A 19,877-nucleotide genomic window follows, 5' to 3' on the forward strand; every position below is an offset into this window, starting at 1 on the left:
CCTGCCCGCTGACCGTCGCCCGCCGGTCAGTGGGCGCGGCCGTTCCTGGCCTGCCGCTGGCCGGGCGGCCTGCTGCCGACCAGCCCGCCCGAACGTTCCCTCGGCCGCAGCCAGTCGCTGAAGTCCTGCCCGGTGACCTGCTGGAGCAGCTCGACGTCGTCGGCGAAGTACGGGATCAGCCGCTGCCGCTGCTCCCACGACAGCGGCCGGCGGGCCCTGCCGCGCCGCTGCAGCAGCCGTTCCAGCGGCGCGGACAGGGGCGCGGGGAGGGTGCGGCGCAGGATGGACAGCAGCGCGTGCCGTGCGCCGGGGTCCGGGTGCGCGGTCACGTTCTCCCTCGGGACGCCGGTGAGCAACCCCTGTCGTACGCCGAGGAAGGCGCAGATGCGGTCGAGCGTGTCGGCCGGCCGGTCCACGATGTCCCGGTAGCGGAAGATCAGCACCTGGTCGCGGGGGAACAGGGTGAACAGGTGGGCGAGCTGCCCGCCGTACCGGCCGAGTCCGGTGTAGTGCCAGAAGTGCGCCCATCCGGCGGCGACGCGTTCCGGCTCGGCCTCGCAGGCGCGTACCAGGTCGCCGATCGGTTCCAGGCCGGCCGACCACAGGTGGGTCCAGTTGGAGTGGGCGCGCTCGACCGGGTCACGCAGGCTCACGATGAGCCGTACGTGCGGGATCGCCGCGCGGATGCGCTTCTGGGCGTCCAGGTCGTACAGGTAGAAGGGGGTGGACTCGCCGGCGAGCGTGCCGGGGGGAGCGGCGGCGAACAGCGCCTCGTAGTCCGCGCGCCGCCAGACGTGTTCCCGGTAGGTCTCGGCGTCGCCCGGCCCGCCCCGGCCGGGCGGCGGCCCCTCGGTGAGGAAGAACTTCGGCTCCTTGATCGGCGACAGGAACAGATCGGGGTGCGGGTTCAGCGCGGTGTGCAGCGCCGTCGTCCCCGCTTTGGGCACTCCCGCGATCAGGAAATCAGGCCAGGGCACCGTCAGCCTCCCAGTGACGAGAACCGGTATTGCCTAACTTTCCTACCGGCAGTGTAGGAAATTCAAGAGGACGATCTGAGCGACTCCGGCAACGCCTCTGTGTCGCGGGGGATATGGTGACCGGATTGATCATGATCCACCAAACCGGCCGAACTACCAGCAAGGTGATGCATTTGCGTGAAAATCCCCAAACCGGCCGAACGTCTGCCGTGAGTCGTCGCACGCTCTTCCGAACGGGTACAGGAATCGCGGCCGCCGCCGCCACCGGCGGCCTCTCCCTGTACACGGCCGAATCGGCGTACGCGACCGTCCCGGCGTCGCAGCGTTTCGTGTTCGAGGGGGCCGGCGGAGATCCCGTTGTGCGGGCCAAGCTCCACCAGCCTTACTGGGCGATGCAGTCCTTCGCCTTCGACCACGTCCACGGGCACATCTACTTCGTGCAGACCAAGGTCGGCAGCACGAACGGCGACCTCTGGGTGACCAGGACCGACCCGCACGGCAAGGTGCTGGGCGCCATGGCGCTGCACGGGTTCGACCACGGTTCGTCGATGGCGATCCAGCCGAGCGCGAACGGCTCCCCGTACGTGTGGCTCGCGGGCGACTGGCGGAGCCTGTCCCCCGGCACGGCCCCGAACAGCCACACGATCTGCCGCATCAAGTACCGCGACGATGGCGAGCTCGACTACGCCAAGGACGCGGGGGTGTGGCGGTTCCCGATCGGCCTCTCCGACTTCCGCGACTGTCCGCGCCCGTCGATCGATCCCTACACCAACCGGCTGCTCGTCCGGTACATGGGGACGACGAGCCCGTGGCGCCTCGCGCTGTTCGACCTTCCCGCCGTCATCAACAACGGCATCAGCGACACCACGCCCATCCTCGCCAAGCGCGCCCTGCCCACCAACGCCGAGATGGGTCTCTCCGAGTCCGACCACTTCCAGGGCGTGACCTCGTACGGCCAGTACGTCTACCTCTCCTACGGCGGCCCGCCCGCCAAGCCCTCGGACCCGGCCAAACCGTCCTACCTGGTCCGTCTCGACATGAACAAGGCCGGGGCCTCGGTCGAGCAGGTGTACCGGACGCGAGCGGGCGAGTCGCTGCCCGGCCGCGAACCTCAGGGAATGGCGATCTGGCGATCGGCGGACGGGCCGCGCCTCGCGTTCGGCTTCTCCAGCAAGATCAGCGGCAGTCCCGACGAGTTCCGGGCGACCGTCTTCTACAAGAGCGACCTCACCGGGTAGGCCGCCCGCCCCACGGGTTCGTCCGGGCTCGCGCCGCCCGCCTCCGCCGTCAGCGGCGGGCGGGCGATGCGGGGGCGGCGGCGTCCTTCGCGGCCGCCTGCCCTCCGGGGCGGGCGGGCAGCGCCAGCGTGATCGCCGCGGCGGCCAGCGCCGACCCGCACCCGACCAGCATCCCGGCCCGGAAACCGGCCTCCGACGGCACCGTGTGCGCCCCCAGCCGGATCGTGAGCTGCGACAGGATCACCCCGACGACCGCCGCCGACACCGTGGTCCCGATCGAACGCATCAGCGTGTTGAAGCTGTTGGCCGCGGCCGTCTCCGACCGGGGCACCGCGCCCATGATCAGCGCGGGCATGGCCCCGTAGGCCAGGCCGACGCCGAGGCCGCACACGCAGGTGACGACCAGCATGCCCCAGGCCGAGCCCAGCAGGACCGTCGAGGAGCCGTACCCGAGCGCCATGACCAGGCTCCCGGCGATCAGGGTGACCTTGGGGCCGCGGGCGGCCGACAGCCGGGCGCCGAGCGGCGAGACCGCCATCATCATCAGGCCGGAGGGGGCCATCCACAGGCCGGCGGCCAGCATCGACTGGCCCAGCCCGTAACCGGTGGCCGCGGGGAGCTGGAGGATCTGCATGACGATCAGCGCCTGGGCGTACATCGAGAAGCCGACCACGATCGAGGCCAGGTTGGTCAGCAGCACCTGGCGCCGCGCGGTCACCCGCAGGTCCACCAGCGGCTCCCGGACCCGCAGCTCCCACCAGCCCCACCCCGCCAGGACCAGTACGGCCGCGCCCAGCAGCCCGAGCGTGGTCCCGCTGGACCAGCCCCAGTCGGCCCCCTTGGAGACGCCGAGCAGCAGGCACACCAGCCCCGCGCCCAGCCCGAGCGCGCCCGGCACGTCGAGCCGCCCGCCCCCCGTCAGCTGCGGCGTGGGCGGTACCAGCAGCCGGATCAGCACCGCGATCAGCACGCTCAGCACGGCCGAGCCCCAGAACAGCACCCGCCAGCTCGCGTACTCGGCGACCGCCGCCGAGACCGGCAGCCCGAGCGCCCCGCCGATGCCCATGGACGAGCTCATCAGCGCGATCGAGGGGCCGAGCCGGTCGGGCGGCAGCAGGTCGCGCAGGGCGCTGATGCCGAGCGGGATCAGGCCCATGCCCATGCCCTGCAGCCCGCGGCCGGCGATCATGGGAGCCAGCGAGCCGGCCAGCGCGCAGGTCACCGAGCCGGCGATCAGGGGCGCGGTGCACACGAGCATCATGCGGCGCTTGCCGTACAGGTCGCCGAGCCGTCCGGTGACCGGGGTGGTGACCGCGCCGGCCAGCAGGGTGACGGTGATCACCCAGGAGGCGTCGGAGGCGGTGCTGTGCAACATCCGCGGCAGCTCGCCGACCAGCGGCACGACTAAAGTCTGCATGAGCGAGGCGACGATGCCGGCCACCGCCATCACGCTGACGACACCGCCAGGGCGCGCGGTGGATGTGGAGCCCCCCACGTCGATCTCCCCTCGTCCGGAGGATGTGCACCCTACACATCATGTGTTATGCGCACAATTCATGTAAGGTGCACATATATGGCGAAAGGGGGGATTCAGATGGAAAAGCCCACACATCTCATCGAGTTCGAGACGATGTTGCTCGGTCGGCACCGGCACTACGACCGTAGTGCCCACCTCCTGCTCAGGCGGCTCCAGGGCGCCGGGCCGATGTCCATCGGGCAGCTCAGCGACGCGTTCGGACTGGACGCCTCCACCCTCAACCGGCACACCTCCGCGCTCCTGCGCGCCGGGCTGGTCGAACGCATCCCCGACCCCGAGGGCGGCATCGCCCGCAAGTTCCGCCTCACGCCGGAGGGCGAGCGGAGCCTGGAGGAGGAACGGGAGCGGAACGTACGCGGCCTGGAGAAGGTCATGGCCGACTGGCCGGCCGCCGACCTGGCCGCCTTCGCCGCCTACCTCAGGCGCTTCAACACCGACATCGAACGCCTCGCCGGCCGCCCCTGGCCCCGTTCCTGAGCCTGCCGGACATGCGACGAGGGCCCCCGCTGGGGCCCTCGTCGTGTCGTCTCCGGGCGAAGGGCGCGGGTGACGGCGGGGTGTTCGCGGCGGCGTCAGGCGAAGTGCATGACGATGGCCAGGCCGACGAGGTGCGTCACCACCACCACGACGAGCAGCGTGACGAAGATGAACTTGGCCGGCCCGTGCTCGAAGTGCTTGCCCTCCTTCAGCGGAGGAAGCTTGGCCTGACGCTCGGCGATGCGCTCCTCCAGCGGCTTGCGGTGAAACATGAGGTCTCCCTCTTTCGGCGGGCCGGCCACGGGTAAGATTTGTGTGGCATCGATTTGCAGGCTATTAGTTTGTACACAAAGTAAGTTACCAGACGGCATCGGAGGCGTACACGCATGGAGCCTGTGACAGAGGCGACAGACCTGCTGGCGCTGGACCGGCAGGTGTGCTTCGCCCTGAGCATCGCCTCGCGCAGCGTGATCGGCCTCTACCGGCCGCTGCTGCAACCCTTCGGGCTGACCCACCCCCAATATCTGGTGATGCTGGCCCTCTGGCAGTACGAGCCGCTGTCGGTCAAGGAACTGGGCGAGCTCCTGCAACTCGACCCGGGCACGCTGTCGCCGCTGCTCAAGCGCCTCCAGGCGCTGGGGTACGTCCACCGCGAGCGTAACAGCAAGGACGAGCGCGCCCTGGTCGTCACCCTGACGCCCGCCGGCCGGCAACTCCGCGAGGAGGCGGAGAAGATCGTGGTGGCGATCGTCGCCCGCCTCGGCATGGGCCTCGACGAGCTCCAGGACCTGCACGCCGCGCTGATGCGGGTGATCGCGGCCGCCCGGCGCGACACCGCCGGCTGATCCTGCGCGGTCGCGCCTGACATTTCCCGGGGTCGCGTCGTCGTACGCCCGGCACCGACTCCGAGGAAGGGACGACGATCGTGGAACCCGTGAACGTCGCGATCATCTACTACAGCGCCACCGGCACCGTGCACGCCCTGGCGGAGGCCGCCGCCGAGGGCGCGGAGAAGGCCGGCGCCCGGGTGCGGCTGCGCCGGGTCGCCGAGACGGCCCCGCCGGAGGCGATCGAGGCCAACCCGGCCTGGGGCCGGCATCTGCGTGACACCGACGGCGTCGCCGTGGCCGGCCTGGACGATCTGTCCTGGGCCGACGCCGTGCTGTTCGGCACGCCTAGCCGCTTCGGCAACCCGGCCGGCCAGCTCAGGGCGTTCATCGTGCCTCCCGGTTACACCGACCCCGTCCAGTTCCGGTCGGGCAATCCGTACGGCACGTCGCACGTGGCCGGTGACGGCGCTCCCGGTGACGTGTCCCTGGAGGCCGCCCGCCACCAGGCCCGCCGCGTCGCCGAGACCGCCGCCGCGCTGAAAGCGGGCCGCACGGCCTGAGGGGGGTGCGCGCGATAAGCAACCGCAGTTGACTGTGCCGAAATAGTCAACTACGGTTGCTCGCGTTCGCTGATCCCCGTCCTGTCGCAGGAGGCAACATGTCCATGGTGCACGCCGATCACGGCCACCCGAGGTTGCGGCGCGTGCTCGACCGGCTGGTGGCCGACGACCGCGGCCCCGGGATCGTGGTGGAGGTCCGGGACGGCCGCGAGCCGCCGTGGACCGGCATCGCGGGCGTGGCCGACCTGGAGGCCGGCCGTCCACGCCGGGCCGGGGAACACTTCCGCATCGGCAGCTTCACCAAGGCGTTCGTCGGGACGGTCGCGCTCGGCCTGGCCGCCGACGGCAAACTGGACCTGGACGCCCCGGTCACCACCTGGCTGCCCGGCGTCGTGGAGGAGTACTTCCCGGACGCCGACGCCACCCGCATCACCCCGCGGCGGCTGCTCAACCACACCAGCGGCCTGCCGGACGCGATCCCCGGCCAGGAGACCCCGCCCGCCGGGGAACCGGGGGAGCGGTTCCGCTACTCCAAGGTCAACTACAACCTGGCCGGGATGATCGTCGAGGCGGTGACCGGTTCGACGCTCGCCGAGGAGATCGACCGCCGCGTCGCCGGGCCGCTGGGGCTGGCGGGGACGTACCTGCCCGCGGCCGGCGAGGGCCTGCGCGACCCGCACGCCCGCCACTACTCCCAGCAGGACGAGACCGGCCAGGACGTCGGCCGCCACGACGTGACCGACGCCGACCTGTCATGGGCCTGGGCCGCCGGCGGCATGGTCTCGACCACGGCCGACCTGCACCTCTTCCTGGGCGCGCTGCTGGGCGGCCGCCTCCTCCCGCCGACGCGGCAGGAGGAGATGTTCACCACCGTGTCCACCGAGGGCTCCGGCTGGGTGCCCGGCACCCGCTACGGACTCGGCGTCTACTCCCAGCGGTTCCCGGACGGGGTCACGCTCTGGGGCGGCGGCGGGTTCATCCAGGGGTCGATGACGTACGCGATGGGCGAGCGCCGGGGCACGCGCACGCTGACCGGCAACGTGAACGGCGACTGGGGAGGCTTCCTGGAGACCTGCGCCGACCTGTTCGGGGCCGTCTTCCACTGACCGGCCGTGCGGGCCTCAAGGAACCCGGATCAGGCGCCCGGCACCGCCACCGTGGCGGTCCGCACCTGGCCCGTACGGGCGGCGAACATCTCCGCCATCCGCTCGACGCCCGGGAACACCGCGACCATCATGAACAGGGTCCGGCCGTCCGGCCCGCCGAGCGCGGAGGCGAAGCAGGCCCGGTCGAGCTCGATCCGGTCCAGCACCTCGCCGCCCTCGCGCACCCGCAGGCAGGCGGCCCCGCGCTCGTCGTCCACCTGGGTCCAGATCGCGCCCTCGGCGTCCAGGCAGATGCCGTCGCCGCCGACCGGGGCCCACACCCGCCGGCCGGACAGGCTCCCGTCCGCGCCGATGTCGTACGCCGTCAGCCGCCGCGTCCAGGACTCGGCGACGATCAGCGTGGAGCCGTCCGGGGTCACCACCATGCCGTTGGGGAAGTACAGGTCCTCGGCGACCACGCGGGCCTCGCCGTCGGGGCCGACCAGGGCGATGACCCCGGGGGCGAAGTCCGCGCGGCCGAAGTCGAAGCCGACGCAGTTGACGTACACGCGGCCGTCGTACCGCCGGGTTCCACGCGCAGCAGCTCACGCTCGCCGGTCACCAGCAGCCTCGTGTCAGCGCGGCGACTCGCCCGCGCACAGTCCGGTCACCAATGTCTTCGTCTCGGTCATGTCGTCGTCCTTTCTCCGCTTCTACACGAAGTTCGCCCTCTACACGAAGGAGGGTCGCCGGGATCGACATCGCCGGGAAGAAAAGTTCCGCCGGACTTCGCGGGGCGCCTCGGTCACAGGGTCGCGCGGGCCCGTTCGGCCAGGGCGGTACGGTCGACGCCGGCCAGGGCCAGGGCCCTCGGCACAGTGCCGACCTCGGCCTGAAGGACGCCGAGCAGCACGTGGATCGGGCGCAGGTCCTTCTTGCGGTGGGCGCCGGCCAGCCGCTCGATCGCGAGCTTGACCGAGGCCCCGAGCTGCGGGCGGCGTTCGGGGTCGGGGGTGGAACGCAGGTCGAAGACGTCCGCCGACACCCCGGCCGCCGCGAGGCTGTGCTCGAACTCCCGCCGCAGCGCCTCCCGTACGCCCGCGTGGTCGAGCCCCGCCGCGGCCAGGACCGGCCGCGCCGCGGTGTCCTCGCTCGCGGTCATGGCCAGCAGCACGTGGTGGGCCTCGATCGTGGCCGAGCTCTCCGCGCGCGCCTCTTCCTGGGGCCGGACCAGGACCTCGTGCAGGTATTTGTCGAACGTTCCGCTCATCCCCGCCTCCTCAGCTCGACCCCGGCCGCGATGAGCCGCTTGGAATGTTTCTTGTGGACCGCCTGGCGGGTGATGCCGAGGGCCTCGGCGACCTGCGGCCAGCTCCAGCCCGCCCGCATCGCCTGCTCCACGGCGGCGTCCTCCAGCTGGTCGGCCAGGCGGCGCAGCGCGACCACGGCCGCGAGCGCGTCCGCGGGCTCTTTGACTGACATTCAAGCCACCCTAGGCGTCCGCCCCCACGATAGTCAATTGAAGTTGCTTATGGGGTCGTGCGGGTGTCCGCCGGGTAGGGCCAGGGATGTCATGAGCACGATCGAGAGCGCCGGGGCCGCCGCCTACCGCATCCCCACCGACCAGCCGGAAGGCGACGGCACGCTGGCCTGGCGGTCGACCACCCTGGTCGTCGTCACCCTGACCGCCGCGGGCCACACCGGCACCGGCTGGACCTACGCCCCCGCCGCCGCGGCCTCGGTCGTCACCGACGTCCTGGCCGGGATCCTGACCGGCGCGGACGCCGCCGGCATCCCCGCCCTGCACGCGGCGATGGTCCGCGAGGTGCGCAACGCGGGCCGTCCCGGCGTCGCCGGGTACGCCGTCTCGGCCGCCGACGTGGCGCTGTGGGACCTCAAGGCCCGCCTGCTCGGCCTGCCGCTGACCCGCCTGTTCGGCGCCGCCAGGCCCGAGGTGCCCCTGTACGGCTCGGGCGGCTTCACCACCTACGACGACCAGGCCACGACCACCCAGCTCGCGGACTGGGTGCACGAACAGGGCATCGGCCGCGTCAAGATCAAGATCGGTGAGTCGTCCGGCACCCGCCCCGACCGCGACCTGCACCGCGTGGCCCTGGCCCGCCGCGTCATCGGCGACCGCGCCGAGCTGTACGTCGACGCCAACGGCGGCTACACCGCCAAACAGGCCGTCCGCCTGGCCGAGCGCATGCGCGAGCACGACGTGACCTGGTTCGAGGAGCCCGTCTCCTCCGACGACCTGCCGGGGCTGCGCCTCGTACGCGAGCGGGCCGCCCCTGACGTGACCGCCGGCGAGTACGGCTGCGACCCCGCGTACTTCACCCGCATGTGCCAGGCCCAGGCCGTCGACTGCCTCCAGGTGGACGCCACCCGCTGCGGCGGCTACACCGGCTGGTTCGCCGCCGCGGCGATAGCCGCCGGCCACAACCTCCAGGTGTCCGCCCACTGCGCGCCCAACCTGCACCTCCCGGCCGCCGCGAGCACCGCCAACCTGCGCCACGTCGAGTGGTTCCACGACCACCAGCGCATCGAGTCCGAGCTGTTCGACGGCGCCGCCGACCCCGCGGGCGGCCTGGCCCGCCCCCGGCCCGACGCCCCCGGCCACGGGCTGGAGCTGCGCGCCGCCGCCGCCGAACCCCACCGCGTGTCGTGACGGAAGGGGGCGGGCGCCGATGCGGATCGAGGACTACGCCCTGATCGGCGACATGCACACCGCGGCGCTCGTCGGCCGCGACGGCTCGGTCGACTGGTTGTGCCTGCCCCGCTTCGACTCGCCCGCCTGCTTCGCCGCGCTGCTCGACGGGCCGCGCGCCGGCCGCTGGCTGCTGGCCCCCGCCGGCGCCGGCCGCGCGACCTCGCGCCGCTACCGCGAGGGCACCCTCATCCTGGAGACCACCTGGGACGGCCCCGGCGGCAGCGTACGGGTGGTGGACTTCATGCCGCCCAGGCGCGAGGCCCCCGACGTGGTACGGATCGTCGAAGGCGTGCGCGGCAGGGTCGAGATGACCATGGAACTGGTGCTGCGCTTCGACTACGGCCACGACATCCCCTGGCTGCGCCACGAGCCCGGCGTGCTGGCCGCGGTCGCCGGGCCCGACGCCACCTGGCTGCGCACCCCGGTCGAGCTGCGCGAGGACGCCGACGGCCGGCGCACCACCGCCGCGTTCACGGTCGGCGAGGGCGAGCGGGTGCCGTTCGTCCTGACCTGGCAGCAGTCGTGGTTGCCGCGCCCCCGGCCGGTCGACCCGCCCGAGGCCCTGGCCGACACCGAACGGCTGTGGCGCGAGTGGAACCGGCGCTGCGGCTACCGCGGCGACTACGACGAGGCCGTCCGTACGAGCCTGCGCACCCTCAAGGCCCTCACCTACGCCCCCACCGGCGGGGTCGTCGCCGCCGCCACCACGTCCCTGCCCGAGCAGCTGGGTGGCCCGCGCAACTGGGACTACCGCTACTGCTGGCTGCGCGACGCCAGCTTCACCCTCCAGGCCATGATGACCGCCGGGTACGAGGCCGAGGCGCGCGCCTGGCGCGAATGGCTGCTGCGGGCCGTGGCCGGGCACCCCGCCGACCTGCGGATCATGTACACCGTCGAGGGCGGCCGGCGCATCCCCGAGTGGAACGCCGACTGGCTGTCGGGCTACGAGAACTCCAGCCCCGTACGCATCGGCAACGCCGCCTCCGGCCAGCTCCAGCCCGACGTGTACGGCGAGACCCTCGACTGCCTCCACGTGGCCCGCCGCTCCGGCCTGGCCGTCGAGGACGAGGCGTGGGACCTCCAGCAAGCCCTGATGGGCTACCTCGAAGGCGTCTGGGACCAGCCCGACAACGGACTGTGGGAGATCCGCGGCCCGCGCCGCCAGTTCGTGCACTCCAAGGTGCTGGCCTGGGTCGCCGCCGACCGCATGATCCAGGCCGTCGACCGGTTCGGCCGCGAGGGCCCCGCCGACCGGTGGCGCGACCTGCGCGAACGCATCCACCGCGACGTCTGCGCCAACGGCTACGACGCCACCCGCAACACCTTCACCCAGTACTACGGCTCGAACGGCCTGGACGCCGCTCTGCTCCTCATCCCGCGTCTCGGCTTCCTGCCCGCCGACGACCCGCGCGTCGTCGGCACCGTCGACGCGATCGCCCGCGACCTCGTCCACGACGGGCTCGTCCTGCGCTACCGGACCGAGGCCGACGACGTCGACGGCCTGTCCGGCCACGAGGGCACCTTCCTGGCCTGCTCGTTCTGGCTGGCCGACGCCCTGGCCGCGACCGGCCGCCGGCACCGGGCCGTCGAGCTGTTCGAGCGCCTGCTCGACCTGCGCAACGACGTCGGCCTGCTGTCGGAGGAGTACGACACCGTCCGCCACCGCCAGGCCGGCAACTTCCCGCAGGCCTACAGCCACGTGTCGGTGATCAACACCGCGACGATCCTGACGGACCAGGTCACGCCTGGGCGCCCTCCGCGTCCAGGCGGCTGAAGGTGGCGCCCTGGAGGACGGCCCGCGCGCCGAGCACGTGCCCGTCGCACATCCGGGTCACCGTCCCGGCCTGGTCGGTCACCTTCCAGCGAACCATCTCCTGACAGGGTTTGCCGGCCCGGTCCTGCGGCCAGGTGCGGTGACAGACGCGGCACTCGGTGATGTTCGCCCGGTAGGAGAGGGTGTTGCCGTGTTCGGGGCAGACACCCCACGGCATGCCGCAGACCTGTTCGCGCAGGGCCCGGAGCCTGGCCAGGTCGCCCGCGGCCCGCTGAAGGTCCTCGCCGCCCCGGTCCAGCCAGTCGGCGGCGTGCCGCGCCGCTCGGAGCTGGTCGTGCTCGGGCGATCCGGCGGGCTCGGCGTCGCACACGGAGCGGACCTCGGCGGCGAGGTCCTGCGCACGCCGCGCGAGGTCGCGCAGCTGGGCGGGGGTGACACTCATGAGGGCTCTCATCTCGTCAGGGCCGGGCGGCAACGGGTACGCGACGGGGCGGTGGACCGGCCCGCCCGGCCAGCGCCGGGACAGCCGCGCCGGCCGCCTCCGTTCTCCAGTCTCGTCAGAGTTCCACGCGGATGGCGCGGCCGGGGCCCACGAGTTCATGCTTCCGGCGATCGGCGTGCTCCGGGAGAAGGTCACGGGGCCGGCGATGACGTTCGTCATCGCCGACTGTCCACATCGGCATCTGCCGGTCGCGCGGCGGGCCCGCGAGACTTTCGGGCAACGGGAAGGAGGGCAATCGTGATCGTCAGTCGGACCCCGCCGCCGCGCCGGGGCCGGGCAGCGGATCGACGTCCGCGGCGTGCATCGGCTCGCCGCAGTGGGCGCAACGCGACTCGGCACGGCTGATCTCGCCGCAGGCGTGGTGGCGGTAGAGCACCGGCGGACCGGCCTCGCCCGCGAGCCACCGGTCGCCCCAGGCGGTCATGATCATGAGCAGGTCGACCAGCTCGGCGCCCTTGGTCGTCAGGTGGTACTCGTGGCGCGGCCGCCGGTCGTAGGGGCGGCGTTCGAGCACGCCCTGCTCGACGAGGTGGTTGAGCCGCTCGGTCAGCACCTTGCGCGAGATCCCGAGGTCGGCCTGGATCTGCTCGAACCGGCTCATCCCCACCCAGACGTCCCGCAGGATCAGCGGCGACCACGGCTCCCCGATCACGTCGAGGGTGCGCGCGATGGAGCAGGCCATCTCCCCGAAGCTGGTGCGTTGCATGAAGTCAGTCTAGCAATCGGAGTTCCCTCAGGGAACTCTGGATGCTACGGTCATGGAGTCTCTTCAAGGAACCCCGAAAGGATCGAACGATGAGCAGAGTCATCAGTGCCCACGCGGTGTCGGTCGACGGATACATCACCGGCCGCGACCCGGGCGCCGGCCACGGGCTCGGCGACGGGACGATGTTGTTCGACTGGTACTTCGACGGCGACACCCCCAGCCAGGTGTTCGACGGCTTCAAGCTGAGCGGGCCCAGCGCCCGGGTCTTCGACTCGCTGGCCGCGCGCCTGGGCGCGGTCGTGGCCGGGCGCAACACGTACGAGGACTCCGAACGATTCGGCGGCGGCGGCCCCCACCCGGGGGTCCGGCTGATCGTCCTCAGCCATGGGGCGCTGTCCGAGGTCGGCGAGCGGCAGACCCTGGTCACCACCGGCGTCGAGGACGCGATCGCGGCGGCCCGCGAGGCCGCCGGAGACAAGGACGTCGCCCTGATGGGCGGCGGCGTGCTGGCCGCCGCGCTGGCGGCCGGCCTCGTCGACGAGGTCATCCTCCACCAGGTGCCCGTCCTGCTGGGCGGCGGCCGCAGGTTCTTCCAGGAGCTGCCCGAGCACGTGAGCCTGCGCCTGCTGGAGGCCGTCCCGGCGCCCGGCGTGACCCACCTGCGCTACGAGGTGGTCCGATGATCCTGGTCACCGGAGGGCTGGGCATGATCGGCGCCCACACCGCCCGCGCCCTGACCGACCTCGGGCATGAGGTCGTCGTCACCGCGCACCGCCGCGCCGAGGTGCCGTCGTTCCTCGCCGGCCGGGTCACCGTGGAAACCCTCGACGTCACCGACCGGGACGCCTTCCTCGCCCTCGCCGATCGCCACGACATCGGCGACATCGTCCACCTCGCCGGCGGCACCCCCGGCGAGGATCCGGTCGGTTTCCTGCGCACGGAGACGACCGGCCTGCTCAACGCCCTGGACGCGGCCCGCGCGTGGGGGGTGCGCCGGTTCGCCGTCGCGAGCAGCCAGGGCGTGTACGCAGGCCGGCCCGAGACCCGCCGGCACGAGGAGCTCGCGCTGCCCGTCGCGAACCTGCCGCACCTGATCGTCGCGTTCAAGAAGGCCGTCGAGCCTCTGACCACGCACGGCCTCCAGGGCGGCGGGGTCCAGCCGGTCGTGCTGCGGATCGGGAGCGTCTGGGGGCCGCTGATGGACCCGGAATCGCCGTTCAACCACGTCCCGCCGTACATCAGCGCCGCGCTGCGCGGCGAGCGGCCGCGGCCGCTGCACGCCGGCGACGGCGGCGACGGCTGCTACGCGCCCGACGCCGGGCGCGCGATCGCCCTGCTGACGACCGCGCCGGCCCTGCGGCACGACACCTACAACGTCTCCAGCGGGCGGCCGTTCACCAACGGCGAGCTCGCCGACGCCGTACGGGCGGTCGTCCCCGGCCCGCGGCCCGAGCTCCTTCCCGGACGGCAGTACGGTCCCGGCGACAACCCCTACCTCGACATCACCCGGCTCACCCGCGACACCGGCTTCGCCCCGGCCTTCGACCTGGCCGGGGCCGTCGCCGACTACGTCGCCTGGCGCGCCGGCAACCCCCGCTAGGAACAGGAGCCTCCGATGTACGGAGCACTCGTCAGGATGGTCGTCAAACCCGGGAAGCGCGCGGAGTTCCTGGAATTCTCGCGCTGGAACGTCCAGGTGGCCAGGGAGTCCGAGCCCGGCACGCTGCGGCTCGACCTGTGGGAGGTGGAGGCGGAACCCGACGTCGTGTACGTCTACGAGACCTACACCGACGAGGCCGCCTTCCGGCGCCACATCGAGAACGGACCGGTGCGGAAGTTCGGCGAGATCATGAACGACCTGGTCGAAGGCTGGACGATGGTCATCCCCTTCGGACACAGCGTCCTGTCCAACCTGGATGGGTGAGCGCGGCCTGGTAACGTCGCGGAGGCCGTGCCGATCGGAGGCGTTGATGCGCAACAGCGGGCTTGCCAAGCTCGACGGGCTCGTCGGACAGTGGAGCACGACGATGTCGGACGCCTGGTTCCTCGAACCGCCGGGCGTGCGCGTGCCGGGCGAGACCACCGTCGAGCTGCTCGGGGAGTCGCTGCTGTTCGTACGGACGCGGTTCGCCGACGGCACGCACCACTCCGAGATGAGCCTCGTCATCGGCCGCAGCGACCCGAACGACAACTACGTCGCGCTGTACCAGGACGACCGCGGCGTGTGCCGCCAGTACGACATGACCTTCGGCGGCGGGCACTGGACGCTGACCCGCGAGGACCCCGACATGCACCAGCGTTTCCTCGCCGACGTCGAGCAGGACCGGATCCTCGCACGCTGGGAAGCCTCCGACGACCAGGGGAAGACCTGGCGCAAGGACTTCGACCTCACCTTCGAACGAGCCTGACCTGCGACCGGGCGCCGGGCGCCGGGCGGCGCCTCCGGCCCGGCCGCGGCACGCCGAGAAAGGGACTTCCGCCGTGTCATCCTCCGAAGAGGCCCTGGAGTCGAAGGAACACCTGATCACCGTCTGGTCCGCCCTGGTACGGGACCGAGGCGGCCAGGTCACCACGGACGACGGCGTCACCCGCATGTGGGCCGACAGCCCCTTCGGCTTCTGGAACACCGTCACCTTGACCGGGACGGACATCCCGCCGGACGTGCTCGGCGACCAGCTCGCGCGGGCGGCGTCCTTCATGAGGGCCAGGTCCGAGGCCGGATATCTGTGGGTGTTCGAGGACCTGCTGAGCCCCGAGGCGAAGGCGAGCCTGTTCCGCCGCGCCGCCGACGCGGGTCTGGAACCGGCGTTCTCCGGACGCGGCATGGCCGGCGATCTGTCGGTGCCCGATCCGCGTCACCCGGAGCTGGAGTTCCGGCGGGTGGAGACCGAGGAGCACCTCGCCGCGTACGGCGACATCAACGCACGCGCCTACGGAATGGCGCCCGAGGTGGGCAGGAGCGCCCTGACCGGCTCCGAACTGTGGCGCCGCGACGTCCACGCCTACCTCGGATACCGTGACGGGCAGCCGGTGACCTGCGCCGCCACCGTCGCCGGGCCGCGTTCGATCTTCCTGGCGTTCGTGGCCACCCTCCCCGGCCACATGCGCAGGGGGTACGGCGAGGCCGTCACCCGCAAGGCGATCCACGAGGGCGGCGAGCGGAGCGGGCAACGGCGGCTGGTGCTGCACGCCACCCAGGCCGGTCAGCCGGTGTACGAACGCATCGGCTGCCACCCCAACACAACGATCCACTTCCTCCAGCTCACCCACCCCTGACCAGCAACCCCAGACGACCCTCTTTGGACCCGGGGCCTCTTGGACGCGGGGTTTCAGGGTACGGGCCCCTCGGCCCCGGCCCGCCGGACGCCGCCCCTCAGGCCACGAGCCGTTGGAGAGCGACCCTCAGGCCGCGAGCCGTTGGAGGGCGACCCTCAGGCCGCGAGCCGTTGGAGGGCGGATCTTAGGGCGCGGGGCCTCAGGACATGGGACCCCGGTTCCTCCAACCCCCCTTGTCCGGCAGCTCCGGACGGCGGGTCTCAGGACACGGGCCGTTGGAGGGCGGATCTTGGGGCGGGGGCCCTAGGAGACGGGGACTCCGGTGTAGGCGGGGGCGAAGAACACCAGCGTCACCAGGTCCTCGGTGATGTCGTGGAACCGGTGCTCCTCGCGTGCCGGGACGAAGAGCGAGCTCCCGGGGCCGACCTCCACGGTGACGCCGCCCGAGGTGAAGGAGCCGCGCCCGGCCGTCACCACGTAGATCTCGTCCTCGTTGTGCGGTGACTGCCCGTCGACCGCGCCGGCCGGGATGGAGTACGTCCCGAAGCTGAGGGTGGGCACCCGCAGGTGCTCGGCGAAGTTGGCGGACCCGTCCGGCGCGGGCTCGAACCGCCCGCTGTCGATGATCTCCATGGCCCGGGATCCTCTCATGCCCCCTGACGCTCACCCACCAGGAGGGCCCTTCTTGCGGGCAGCCCGAAATAGAAGTAAGTGCCACGTCATGCGGCGTGGGCCGGCATGCCCAGTCACCCGCCGCCATCAGGCGGAACCGCCGTACGCGCGCAGCCACGCAACCGACCCGATCAAGCCAGGCGAAGCCAAGGCCGTCCGAGCCCGGCGAGCCCCGAGCCCACGCCTGCCCGAGCCTGCCCGCGCCCGAGGCGCGCTCACCGTCCGGCGAACGGAAACCGGTTTGCCCGTGGGGTCGCCGCCCGGCACACTCGGGACCCATGCTCATCAGGTCGTTCCCCGAGCCGGACATCCCCTCGGACCTGCTGGTCCAGGTACGCGACCTGCAACAGGAAGCCTGGCCCGCCCACACCGCGCCCGCCGGCGGCCCCGTCCACGACCCCGCCCTCTCTCCACGCTCCATGCTGCTCCTGGACGAGGACACGGTCGTGGCCGCCCTCGACATCCTGTCCAAGCCCGTCACCCACGCCGGACGCCGCTTCCGCGCCGCGGGCCTAAGCACGGTGGTGACCAGGAAGGCATCCCGCGGCCGAGGCCACGGCCGCCACCTCGTACGCGCCGCGCACGAGGCCATCGCCGCCGCCGGCTTCGACGTCGCCTTGTTCACCTGCGACCGCCCGCTCCAGGGCTTCTACGAGAGCGCCGGCTGGCAGGTGATCCCCGGCGCGGTCCTGGTCGGCGGCACCCCGCAGGCGCCCTTCCCCAGCGACCTGCCGGGGTTCGACAAGGTCACCATGGGCGACTTCCTCTCGCCGCAGGGCCGGGCGCACCGGCTGTCGTTCCACCACGCGCGCATCGACCTGTACCCCGGCGAGATCGACCGGCTCTGGTGAGGCCCGTTCCGGCGCGCTAACGCCGCCGCACCAGCGGGAGGAAGACCTCGTCCACGATCTCCACGAGCACGTCGTCGGGTGCGCTGGGCGCCCCGCGCACCATGAACTCGTTGCGCAGCAGGACGATCGCCACCGTGGCCACCCTGGGACGCAGCGACTCCGGCGCGGCCTCGCCCCGGGACACCGCGCGTTCCAGGACGGCCAGCCAGGGCGCGGCCACCCCGTCGTCCGACTCCTCCTGAAGCTGCGCCAGGAACTCGGTGGCGCCGCCCGCGGCGGCCAGCAGGTCGCGCAGGATCGCCCCGAGGGGTGAGCTCCAGTAGCGGTTGGCCCGGCGCAGCAGCTCAAGGACGTCGCCGCGCAACTCGCCGGTGTCGGGGGGCGAGACCGTCGTGGCCAGTCGCTTGTAAGCGGCGATGCCGAGGGCCAGGCGGTTGGGCCAGCGGCGGTAGATCGCGTTCTTGTTGGTGCCGGCGCGGGCGGCGACCTTGTCCATGGTCAGCCCGGCGTACCCGGACGCGGTGAGCTCGTCCGCGGCGGCCCGCAGGATCGCCTCCTCCAGGGCGGCCCCGCGCCGCCGCGTCCGCCCGCCTGCGTCGGTCATCGCGTCTCCTCATCGGTCCGAGGGTACTGACCGTACCTCAAAGCCGCTAAGGTACGTTCAGTACCGTAATTTTGGAGGAAACGGGCATGCGAGCCAAAGGCATCAGTTACGACACCGGCTTCGTCTTCAACGGATCGATCGGCCATGCGGGGTTCGGCCCTGAAGTGGTCGCGCGTGAGCTGCGCATCATCCGCGACGACCTGCGCTGCACGGCCGTCCGCGTCATGGGCGGTGACCCCGAACGCCTGGAGATCGCCGCCACCCACGCCGCCGACCTCGGCCTGGAGGTGTGGTTCTCGCCCTACCCCCTGGAGCTGACCGAGGAGGAGACGCTGGCGCTGTTGGCCGACTGCGCCGAGCGCGCGGAGCGGGTGCGGCGGCGTGGTGCGGAGGTCGTGTTCGTCGCCGGGGCCGAGCTGTGCCTGATGAACAAGGGCTTCCTGCCCGCAGACGACCTCGCCGGACGGGTCGCGCTGCTGGGTCGCCCCGACCGGCTGCGCGAGCTGATCGGCGGGGCCGTCGCGCGGCTCAACGACTTCCTCGGCAGGGCCGTGACCGTCGTCCGTGAGCGTTTCGGCGGCAAGGTGACCTACGCCTCCGTGCCGTTCGAAGCCGTCGACTGGACGCTCTTCGACATCGTGTCCGTGGACCTCTACCGTTCGGCCGAGACCGCCGGCGTGTTCGAGGAGGGTGTCCGCACCCTCGTCGCACGGGATCGGCCCGTCGCGATCACCGAGTTCGGCTCGGCCACCTACCTCGGCGCGGGCGACCGGGGCGCGCTGGGCCTGGAGATCGTCGAGTACGACGAGGTCACCCGCGCACCCCTCCGGCTGACCGGCGACCACGCCCGCGACGAGGCCGGCCAGGCCGCGTACGTGCGCGAGCTGCTGGAGGTCTTCGACGCCGCCGGCGTGGACGCCACCTTCGTGTTCACCTTCGCGCTGCGTGACCACCTCCACCGCCCCGACGGCGACCCCCACGACGACCTGGACCGGGCCGGCTACGGCATCGTCAAGGTCTACGAGGACCGCTTCGGGACCGCCTACCCCGGGCTGCCCTGGGACCCCAAGGCCGCCTTCACCGCCGTCGCCGACCACTACGGGCGGCGCTGAGCGGAGGAAGCGCCGCGTACGGAACACGCCGGGTGCGGGAGGCACGGAGATCACCGCTCCGGTGGCGCGGCCGGCACCACGCAGGACAGGGCCTCGCGCAGGAGGTCGACGAAGGGGGCGGTGTTGCCCGGCGCGAGCCAGTGACGGCCCGCCACCCGGATCGCGCCCGCGACCGCCGCCGCGGTGACGGCGGGGAACAGGTCGCGCCCGGCGTCGGTGCCGGTACGCGCCGCGATCGCCTCGGCGAGCGCCCCCTCCGCCACGCTGAACGCCTTCAGCGCCTCGCCCTCCAGCTCCGGCGTGGACATGATCATGCGCAGCCCCGCTTTGTCCGGCTCCGGATCGGTGTAGAGCTCGACGACTGCCGCGATGAGCGCCCGGTCGAGCGGCTCGCCGTCGGGCCGGGCGCGCAGCGCTTCCCCTGCCCGCCTGGACTGATCGGCCTGGAAGGCGCAGATCGCCTCTTCCCTGCTGGAGAAGTAGTTGTTGTACGTGCGCGGCGACACGCCCGCGGCCGAGGCGATGTCGTGGACGCGCACGAGGGCCAGCCCGTTGGGGCCCTGCTCGATGGCCAGGCGCAGCGCCGCGTGGCTGATGGCCTCCCGGGTGGCCTGCTTGTGGCGCGCCCGCAGATCCAGGGTGTCGTCGTTCATGGCCGAACTCTACCGGATGTTGCGTGGCGCGCACGACGTGCGTGCCACGCAAGTTTCGGGGTAGAGTGCGGCCTGCCGGGACGGCGGGGCCTGCCCGGCAGGCCGTCCGTCGCGGGCGCCGTCCCGGACTTTGTCCCCCGATAACTGTGAGGAGCGGTAGTGGCTGCAAAGATGATCACGTTCGACGAGGACGCCCGGCGCGGTCTCGAGCGCGGTATGAACCAGCTCGCCGACGCCGTCAAGGTGACCTTGGGTCCCAAGGGCCGCAACGTCGTGCTGGAGAAGAAGTGGGGCGCTCCCACGATCACCA

General features: G+C 72.2%; 25 protein-coding genes. 14 read left to right on the forward strand and 11 right to left on the reverse strand.

Features of this window, described 5'->3' with window-relative positions; translation table 11 throughout:
- Positions 1-26: 26 nt before the first annotated feature.
- The gene (locus DMB42_RS28495; RefSeq protein ID WP_125638096.1) at positions 27-977 is read right to left on the reverse strand and encodes a sulfotransferase; all 951 of its coding nucleotides are present in this window, start codon (positions 975-977) and stop codon (positions 27-29) included.
- A gap of 209 nt (positions 978-1,186) precedes the next feature.
- Here DMB42_RS28495 and DMB42_RS28500 point away from each other — a divergent pair, with 209 nt between their 5' ends.
- Positions 1,187-2,215, forward strand: coding sequence for a hypothetical protein (locus tag DMB42_RS28500; protein WP_221762376.1), 1,029 nt, complete (start codon positions 1,187-1,189; stop codon positions 2,213-2,215).
- A 49-nt stretch (positions 2,216-2,264) separates the two neighbouring features.
- Here the strand turns inward: DMB42_RS28500 and DMB42_RS28505 are convergent, their stop codons facing one another.
- Positions 2,265-3,710, reverse strand: coding sequence for an MFS transporter (locus tag DMB42_RS28505; RefSeq protein ID WP_260478003.1), 1,446 nt, complete (start codon positions 3,708-3,710; stop codon positions 2,265-2,267).
- A gap of 99 nt (positions 3,711-3,809) precedes the next feature.
- Here DMB42_RS28505 and DMB42_RS28510 point away from each other — a divergent pair, with 99 nt between their 5' ends.
- Positions 3,810-4,229 carry a MarR family transcriptional regulator gene (locus tag DMB42_RS28510; protein WP_125638097.1) on the forward strand — a complete coding sequence of 140 codons (420 nt, stop codon included), beginning with the start codon at positions 3,810-3,812 and terminating at the stop codon, positions 4,227-4,229.
- A gap of 95 nt (positions 4,230-4,324) precedes the next feature.
- Here DMB42_RS28510 and DMB42_RS53455 read toward each other — a convergent pair whose 3' ends face one another.
- A complete protein-coding gene (locus DMB42_RS53455) occupies positions 4,325-4,501 on the reverse strand; it encodes a hypothetical protein (protein ID WP_185844905.1) in 177 nt (58 codons plus the stop codon).
- A 123-nt stretch (positions 4,502-4,624) separates the two neighbouring features.
- Here DMB42_RS53455 and DMB42_RS28515 point away from each other — a divergent pair, with 123 nt between their 5' ends.
- The 3 genes from DMB42_RS28515 to DMB42_RS28525 all read left to right on the forward strand — a co-directional run bounded on the left by DMB42_RS28515 (position 4,625) and on the right by DMB42_RS28525 (position 6,725).
- Positions 4,625-5,074: a MarR family winged helix-turn-helix transcriptional regulator gene (locus tag DMB42_RS28515; protein WP_260478004.1), complete on the forward strand. Its 450-nt coding sequence runs from the start codon at positions 4,625-4,627 to the stop codon at positions 5,072-5,074.
- Positions 5,075-5,163: 89 nt separating this feature from the next.
- A complete protein-coding gene (locus tag DMB42_RS28520; RefSeq protein WP_396983843.1) occupies positions 5,164-5,619 on the forward strand; it encodes an NAD(P)H-dependent oxidoreductase in 456 nt (151 codons plus the stop codon).
- 98 nt (positions 5,620-5,717) lie between these two features.
- Positions 5,718-6,725 (forward strand): serine hydrolase, encoded by a 1,008-nt coding sequence (locus DMB42_RS28525; protein WP_221762377.1) that lies wholly within the window; start codon positions 5,718-5,720, stop codon positions 6,723-6,725.
- Between the two features lie 29 nt (positions 6,726-6,754).
- On the opposite strand, the gene DMB42_RS28530 is transcribed toward DMB42_RS28525, so the two are convergent.
- The 3 genes from DMB42_RS28530 to DMB42_RS28540 all read right to left on the reverse strand — a co-directional run bounded on the left by DMB42_RS28530 (position 6,755) and on the right by DMB42_RS28540 (position 8,186).
- Entirely contained in the window at positions 6,755-7,273 is a 519-nt protein-coding gene (locus DMB42_RS28530; protein WP_125638100.1) for an SMP-30/gluconolactonase/LRE family protein, read from the reverse strand.
- Positions 7,274-7,509: 236 nt separating this feature from the next.
- Entirely contained in the window at positions 7,510-7,974 is a 465-nt protein-coding gene (locus DMB42_RS28535; RefSeq protein WP_125638101.1) for a Clp protease N-terminal domain-containing protein, read from the reverse strand.
- Positions 7,971-8,186, reverse strand: a complete 216-nt coding sequence (locus DMB42_RS28540; RefSeq protein ID WP_125638102.1) for a helix-turn-helix domain-containing protein — start codon at positions 8,184-8,186, stop codon at positions 7,971-7,973. The genes DMB42_RS28535 and DMB42_RS28540 overlap by 4 nt, the downstream gene beginning before the upstream one ends.
- A gap of 91 nt (positions 8,187-8,277) precedes the next feature.
- Here DMB42_RS28540 and DMB42_RS28545 point away from each other — a divergent pair, with 91 nt between their 5' ends.
- The gene (locus tag DMB42_RS28545; protein ID WP_125638103.1) at positions 8,278-9,375 is read left to right on the forward strand and encodes an enolase C-terminal domain-like protein; all 1,098 of its coding nucleotides are present in this window, start codon (positions 8,278-8,280) and stop codon (positions 9,373-9,375) included.
- A 19-nt stretch (positions 9,376-9,394) separates the two neighbouring features.
- Positions 9,395-11,191 (forward strand): glycoside hydrolase family 15 protein, encoded by a 1,797-nt coding sequence (locus DMB42_RS28550; RefSeq protein ID WP_125638104.1) that lies wholly within the window; start codon positions 9,395-9,397, stop codon positions 11,189-11,191.
- Here the strand turns inward: DMB42_RS28550 and DMB42_RS28555 are convergent.
- Both DMB42_RS28555 and DMB42_RS28560 read right to left on the reverse strand, forming a co-directional pair.
- Complete coding sequence (locus DMB42_RS28555; protein WP_125638105.1) at positions 11,157-11,633, reverse strand: hypothetical protein; 477 nt, start codon at positions 11,631-11,633, stop codon at positions 11,157-11,159. The two genes, DMB42_RS28550 and DMB42_RS28555, sit on opposite strands and share 35 nt — an antisense overlap.
- A 304-nt stretch (positions 11,634-11,937) precedes the next feature.
- The gene (locus tag DMB42_RS28560; RefSeq protein ID WP_125638106.1) at positions 11,938-12,399 is read right to left on the reverse strand and encodes a helix-turn-helix domain-containing protein; all 462 of its coding nucleotides are present in this window, start codon (positions 12,397-12,399) and stop codon (positions 11,938-11,940) included.
- A gap of 89 nt (positions 12,400-12,488) precedes the next feature.
- Between DMB42_RS28560 and DMB42_RS28565 the strand changes: the two genes are divergently transcribed.
- The 5 genes from DMB42_RS28565 to DMB42_RS28585 all read left to right on the forward strand — a co-directional run bounded on the left by DMB42_RS28565 (position 12,489) and on the right by DMB42_RS28585 (position 15,675).
- The gene (locus tag DMB42_RS28565; protein WP_125638107.1) at positions 12,489-13,082 is read left to right on the forward strand and encodes a dihydrofolate reductase family protein; all 594 of its coding nucleotides are present in this window, start codon (positions 12,489-12,491) and stop codon (positions 13,080-13,082) included.
- Entirely contained in the window at positions 13,079-13,999 is a 921-nt protein-coding gene (locus DMB42_RS28570; protein WP_125638108.1) for an NAD(P)-dependent oxidoreductase, read from the forward strand. Before DMB42_RS28565 ends, DMB42_RS28570 begins: the two co-directional genes overlap by 4 nt.
- Positions 14,000-14,014: 15 nt before the next feature.
- The gene (locus DMB42_RS28575) at positions 14,015-14,323 is read left to right on the forward strand and encodes a putative quinol monooxygenase (protein ID WP_125638109.1); all 309 of its coding nucleotides are present in this window, start codon (positions 14,015-14,017) and stop codon (positions 14,321-14,323) included.
- A gap of 46 nt (positions 14,324-14,369) precedes the next feature.
- Entirely contained in the window at positions 14,370-14,807 is a 438-nt protein-coding gene (locus DMB42_RS28580; RefSeq protein ID WP_125638110.1) for a hypothetical protein, read from the forward strand.
- 73 nt (positions 14,808-14,880) lie between these two features.
- Complete coding sequence (locus DMB42_RS28585) at positions 14,881-15,675, forward strand: GNAT family N-acetyltransferase (RefSeq protein ID WP_125638112.1); 795 nt, start codon at positions 14,881-14,883, stop codon at positions 15,673-15,675.
- Positions 15,676-15,978: 303 nt separating this feature from the next.
- Here DMB42_RS28585 and DMB42_RS28590 read toward each other — a convergent pair whose 3' ends face one another.
- Positions 15,979-16,308: a cupin domain-containing protein gene (locus tag DMB42_RS28590; RefSeq protein ID WP_125638113.1), complete on the reverse strand. Its 330-nt coding sequence runs from the start codon at positions 16,306-16,308 to the stop codon at positions 15,979-15,981.
- Positions 16,309-16,625: 317 nt separating this feature from the next.
- Between DMB42_RS28590 and DMB42_RS28595 the strand changes: the two genes are divergently transcribed.
- Positions 16,626-17,198 carry a GNAT family N-acetyltransferase gene (locus DMB42_RS28595; RefSeq protein WP_125638115.1) on the forward strand — a complete coding sequence of 191 codons (573 nt, stop codon included), beginning with the start codon at positions 16,626-16,628 and terminating at the stop codon, positions 17,196-17,198.
- A 16-nt stretch (positions 17,199-17,214) separates the two neighbouring features.
- On the opposite strand, the gene DMB42_RS28600 is transcribed toward DMB42_RS28595, so the two are convergent.
- Positions 17,215-17,802, reverse strand: coding sequence for a TetR/AcrR family transcriptional regulator (locus tag DMB42_RS28600; RefSeq protein ID WP_125638117.1), 588 nt, complete (start codon positions 17,800-17,802; stop codon positions 17,215-17,217).
- A gap of 86 nt (positions 17,803-17,888) precedes the next feature.
- Here DMB42_RS28600 and DMB42_RS28605 point away from each other — a divergent pair, with 86 nt between their 5' ends.
- On the forward strand, positions 17,889-18,914 hold the full coding sequence (locus DMB42_RS28605; RefSeq protein ID WP_125638119.1) for a hypothetical protein: 1,026 nt from the start codon (positions 17,889-17,891) through the stop codon (positions 18,912-18,914).
- A gap of 50 nt (positions 18,915-18,964) precedes the next feature.
- Here the strand turns inward: DMB42_RS28605 and DMB42_RS28610 are convergent, their stop codons facing one another.
- Entirely contained in the window at positions 18,965-19,567 is a 603-nt protein-coding gene (locus DMB42_RS28610; RefSeq protein WP_125638121.1) for a TetR/AcrR family transcriptional regulator, read from the reverse strand.
- Positions 19,568-19,877 lie beyond the last annotated feature (310 nt).

The organism is Nonomuraea sp. WAC 01424 (genome assembly GCF_003947315.1).
Lineage (GTDB): Bacteria > Actinomycetota > Actinomycetes > Streptosporangiales > Streptosporangiaceae > Nonomuraea > Nonomuraea spiralis.

Coding starts and splice junctions, on each gene's coding strand:
- DMB42_RS28510 (WP_125638097.1), top strand. CDS start 3,810: ATGGAAAAGCCCACACATCTCATCGAGTTCGAGACGATGTTGCTCGGT.
- DMB42_RS53455 (WP_185844905.1), bottom strand. CDS start 4,501: ATGTTTCACCGCAAGCCGCTGGAGGAGCGCATCGCCGAGCGTCAGGCC.
- DMB42_RS28525 (WP_221762377.1), top strand. CDS start 5,718: ATGTCCATGGTGCACGCCGATCACGGCCACCCGAGGTTGCGGCGCGTG.
- DMB42_RS28535 (WP_125638101.1), bottom strand. CDS start 7,974: ATGAGCGGAACGTTCGACAAATACCTGCACGAGGTCCTGGTCCGGCCC.
- DMB42_RS28540 (WP_125638102.1), bottom strand. CDS start 8,186: ATGTCAGTCAAAGAGCCCGCGGACGCGCTCGCGGCCGTGGTCGCGCTG.
- DMB42_RS28545 (WP_125638103.1), top strand. CDS start 8,278: ATGAGCACGATCGAGAGCGCCGGGGCCGCCGCCTACCGCATCCCCACC.
- DMB42_RS28550 (WP_125638104.1), top strand. CDS start 9,395: ATGCGGATCGAGGACTACGCCCTGATCGGCGACATGCACACCGCGGCG.
- DMB42_RS28555 (WP_125638105.1), bottom strand. CDS start 11,633: ATGAGTGTCACCCCCGCCCAGCTGCGCGACCTCGCGCGGCGTGCGCAG.
- DMB42_RS28560 (WP_125638106.1), bottom strand. CDS start 12,399: ATGCAACGCACCAGCTTCGGGGAGATGGCCTGCTCCATCGCGCGCACC.
- DMB42_RS28565 (WP_125638107.1), top strand. CDS start 12,489: ATGAGCAGAGTCATCAGTGCCCACGCGGTGTCGGTCGACGGATACATC.
- DMB42_RS28570 (WP_125638108.1), top strand. CDS start 13,079: ATGATCCTGGTCACCGGAGGGCTGGGCATGATCGGCGCCCACACCGCC.
- DMB42_RS28575 (WP_125638109.1), top strand. CDS start 14,015: ATGTACGGAGCACTCGTCAGGATGGTCGTCAAACCCGGGAAGCGCGCG.
- DMB42_RS28580 (WP_125638110.1), top strand. CDS start 14,370: ATGCGCAACAGCGGGCTTGCCAAGCTCGACGGGCTCGTCGGACAGTGG.
- DMB42_RS28590 (WP_125638113.1), bottom strand. CDS start 16,308: ATGGAGATCATCGACAGCGGGCGGTTCGAGCCCGCGCCGGACGGGTCC.
- DMB42_RS28595 (WP_125638115.1), top strand. CDS start 16,626: ATGCTCATCAGGTCGTTCCCCGAGCCGGACATCCCCTCGGACCTGCTG.
- DMB42_RS28600 (WP_125638117.1), bottom strand. CDS start 17,802: ATGACCGACGCAGGCGGGCGGACGCGGCGGCGCGGGGCCGCCCTGGAG.
- DMB42_RS28605 (WP_125638119.1), top strand. CDS start 17,889: ATGCGAGCCAAAGGCATCAGTTACGACACCGGCTTCGTCTTCAACGGA.
- DMB42_RS28610 (WP_125638121.1), bottom strand. CDS start 19,567: ATGAACGACGACACCCTGGATCTGCGGGCGCGCCACAAGCAGGCCACC.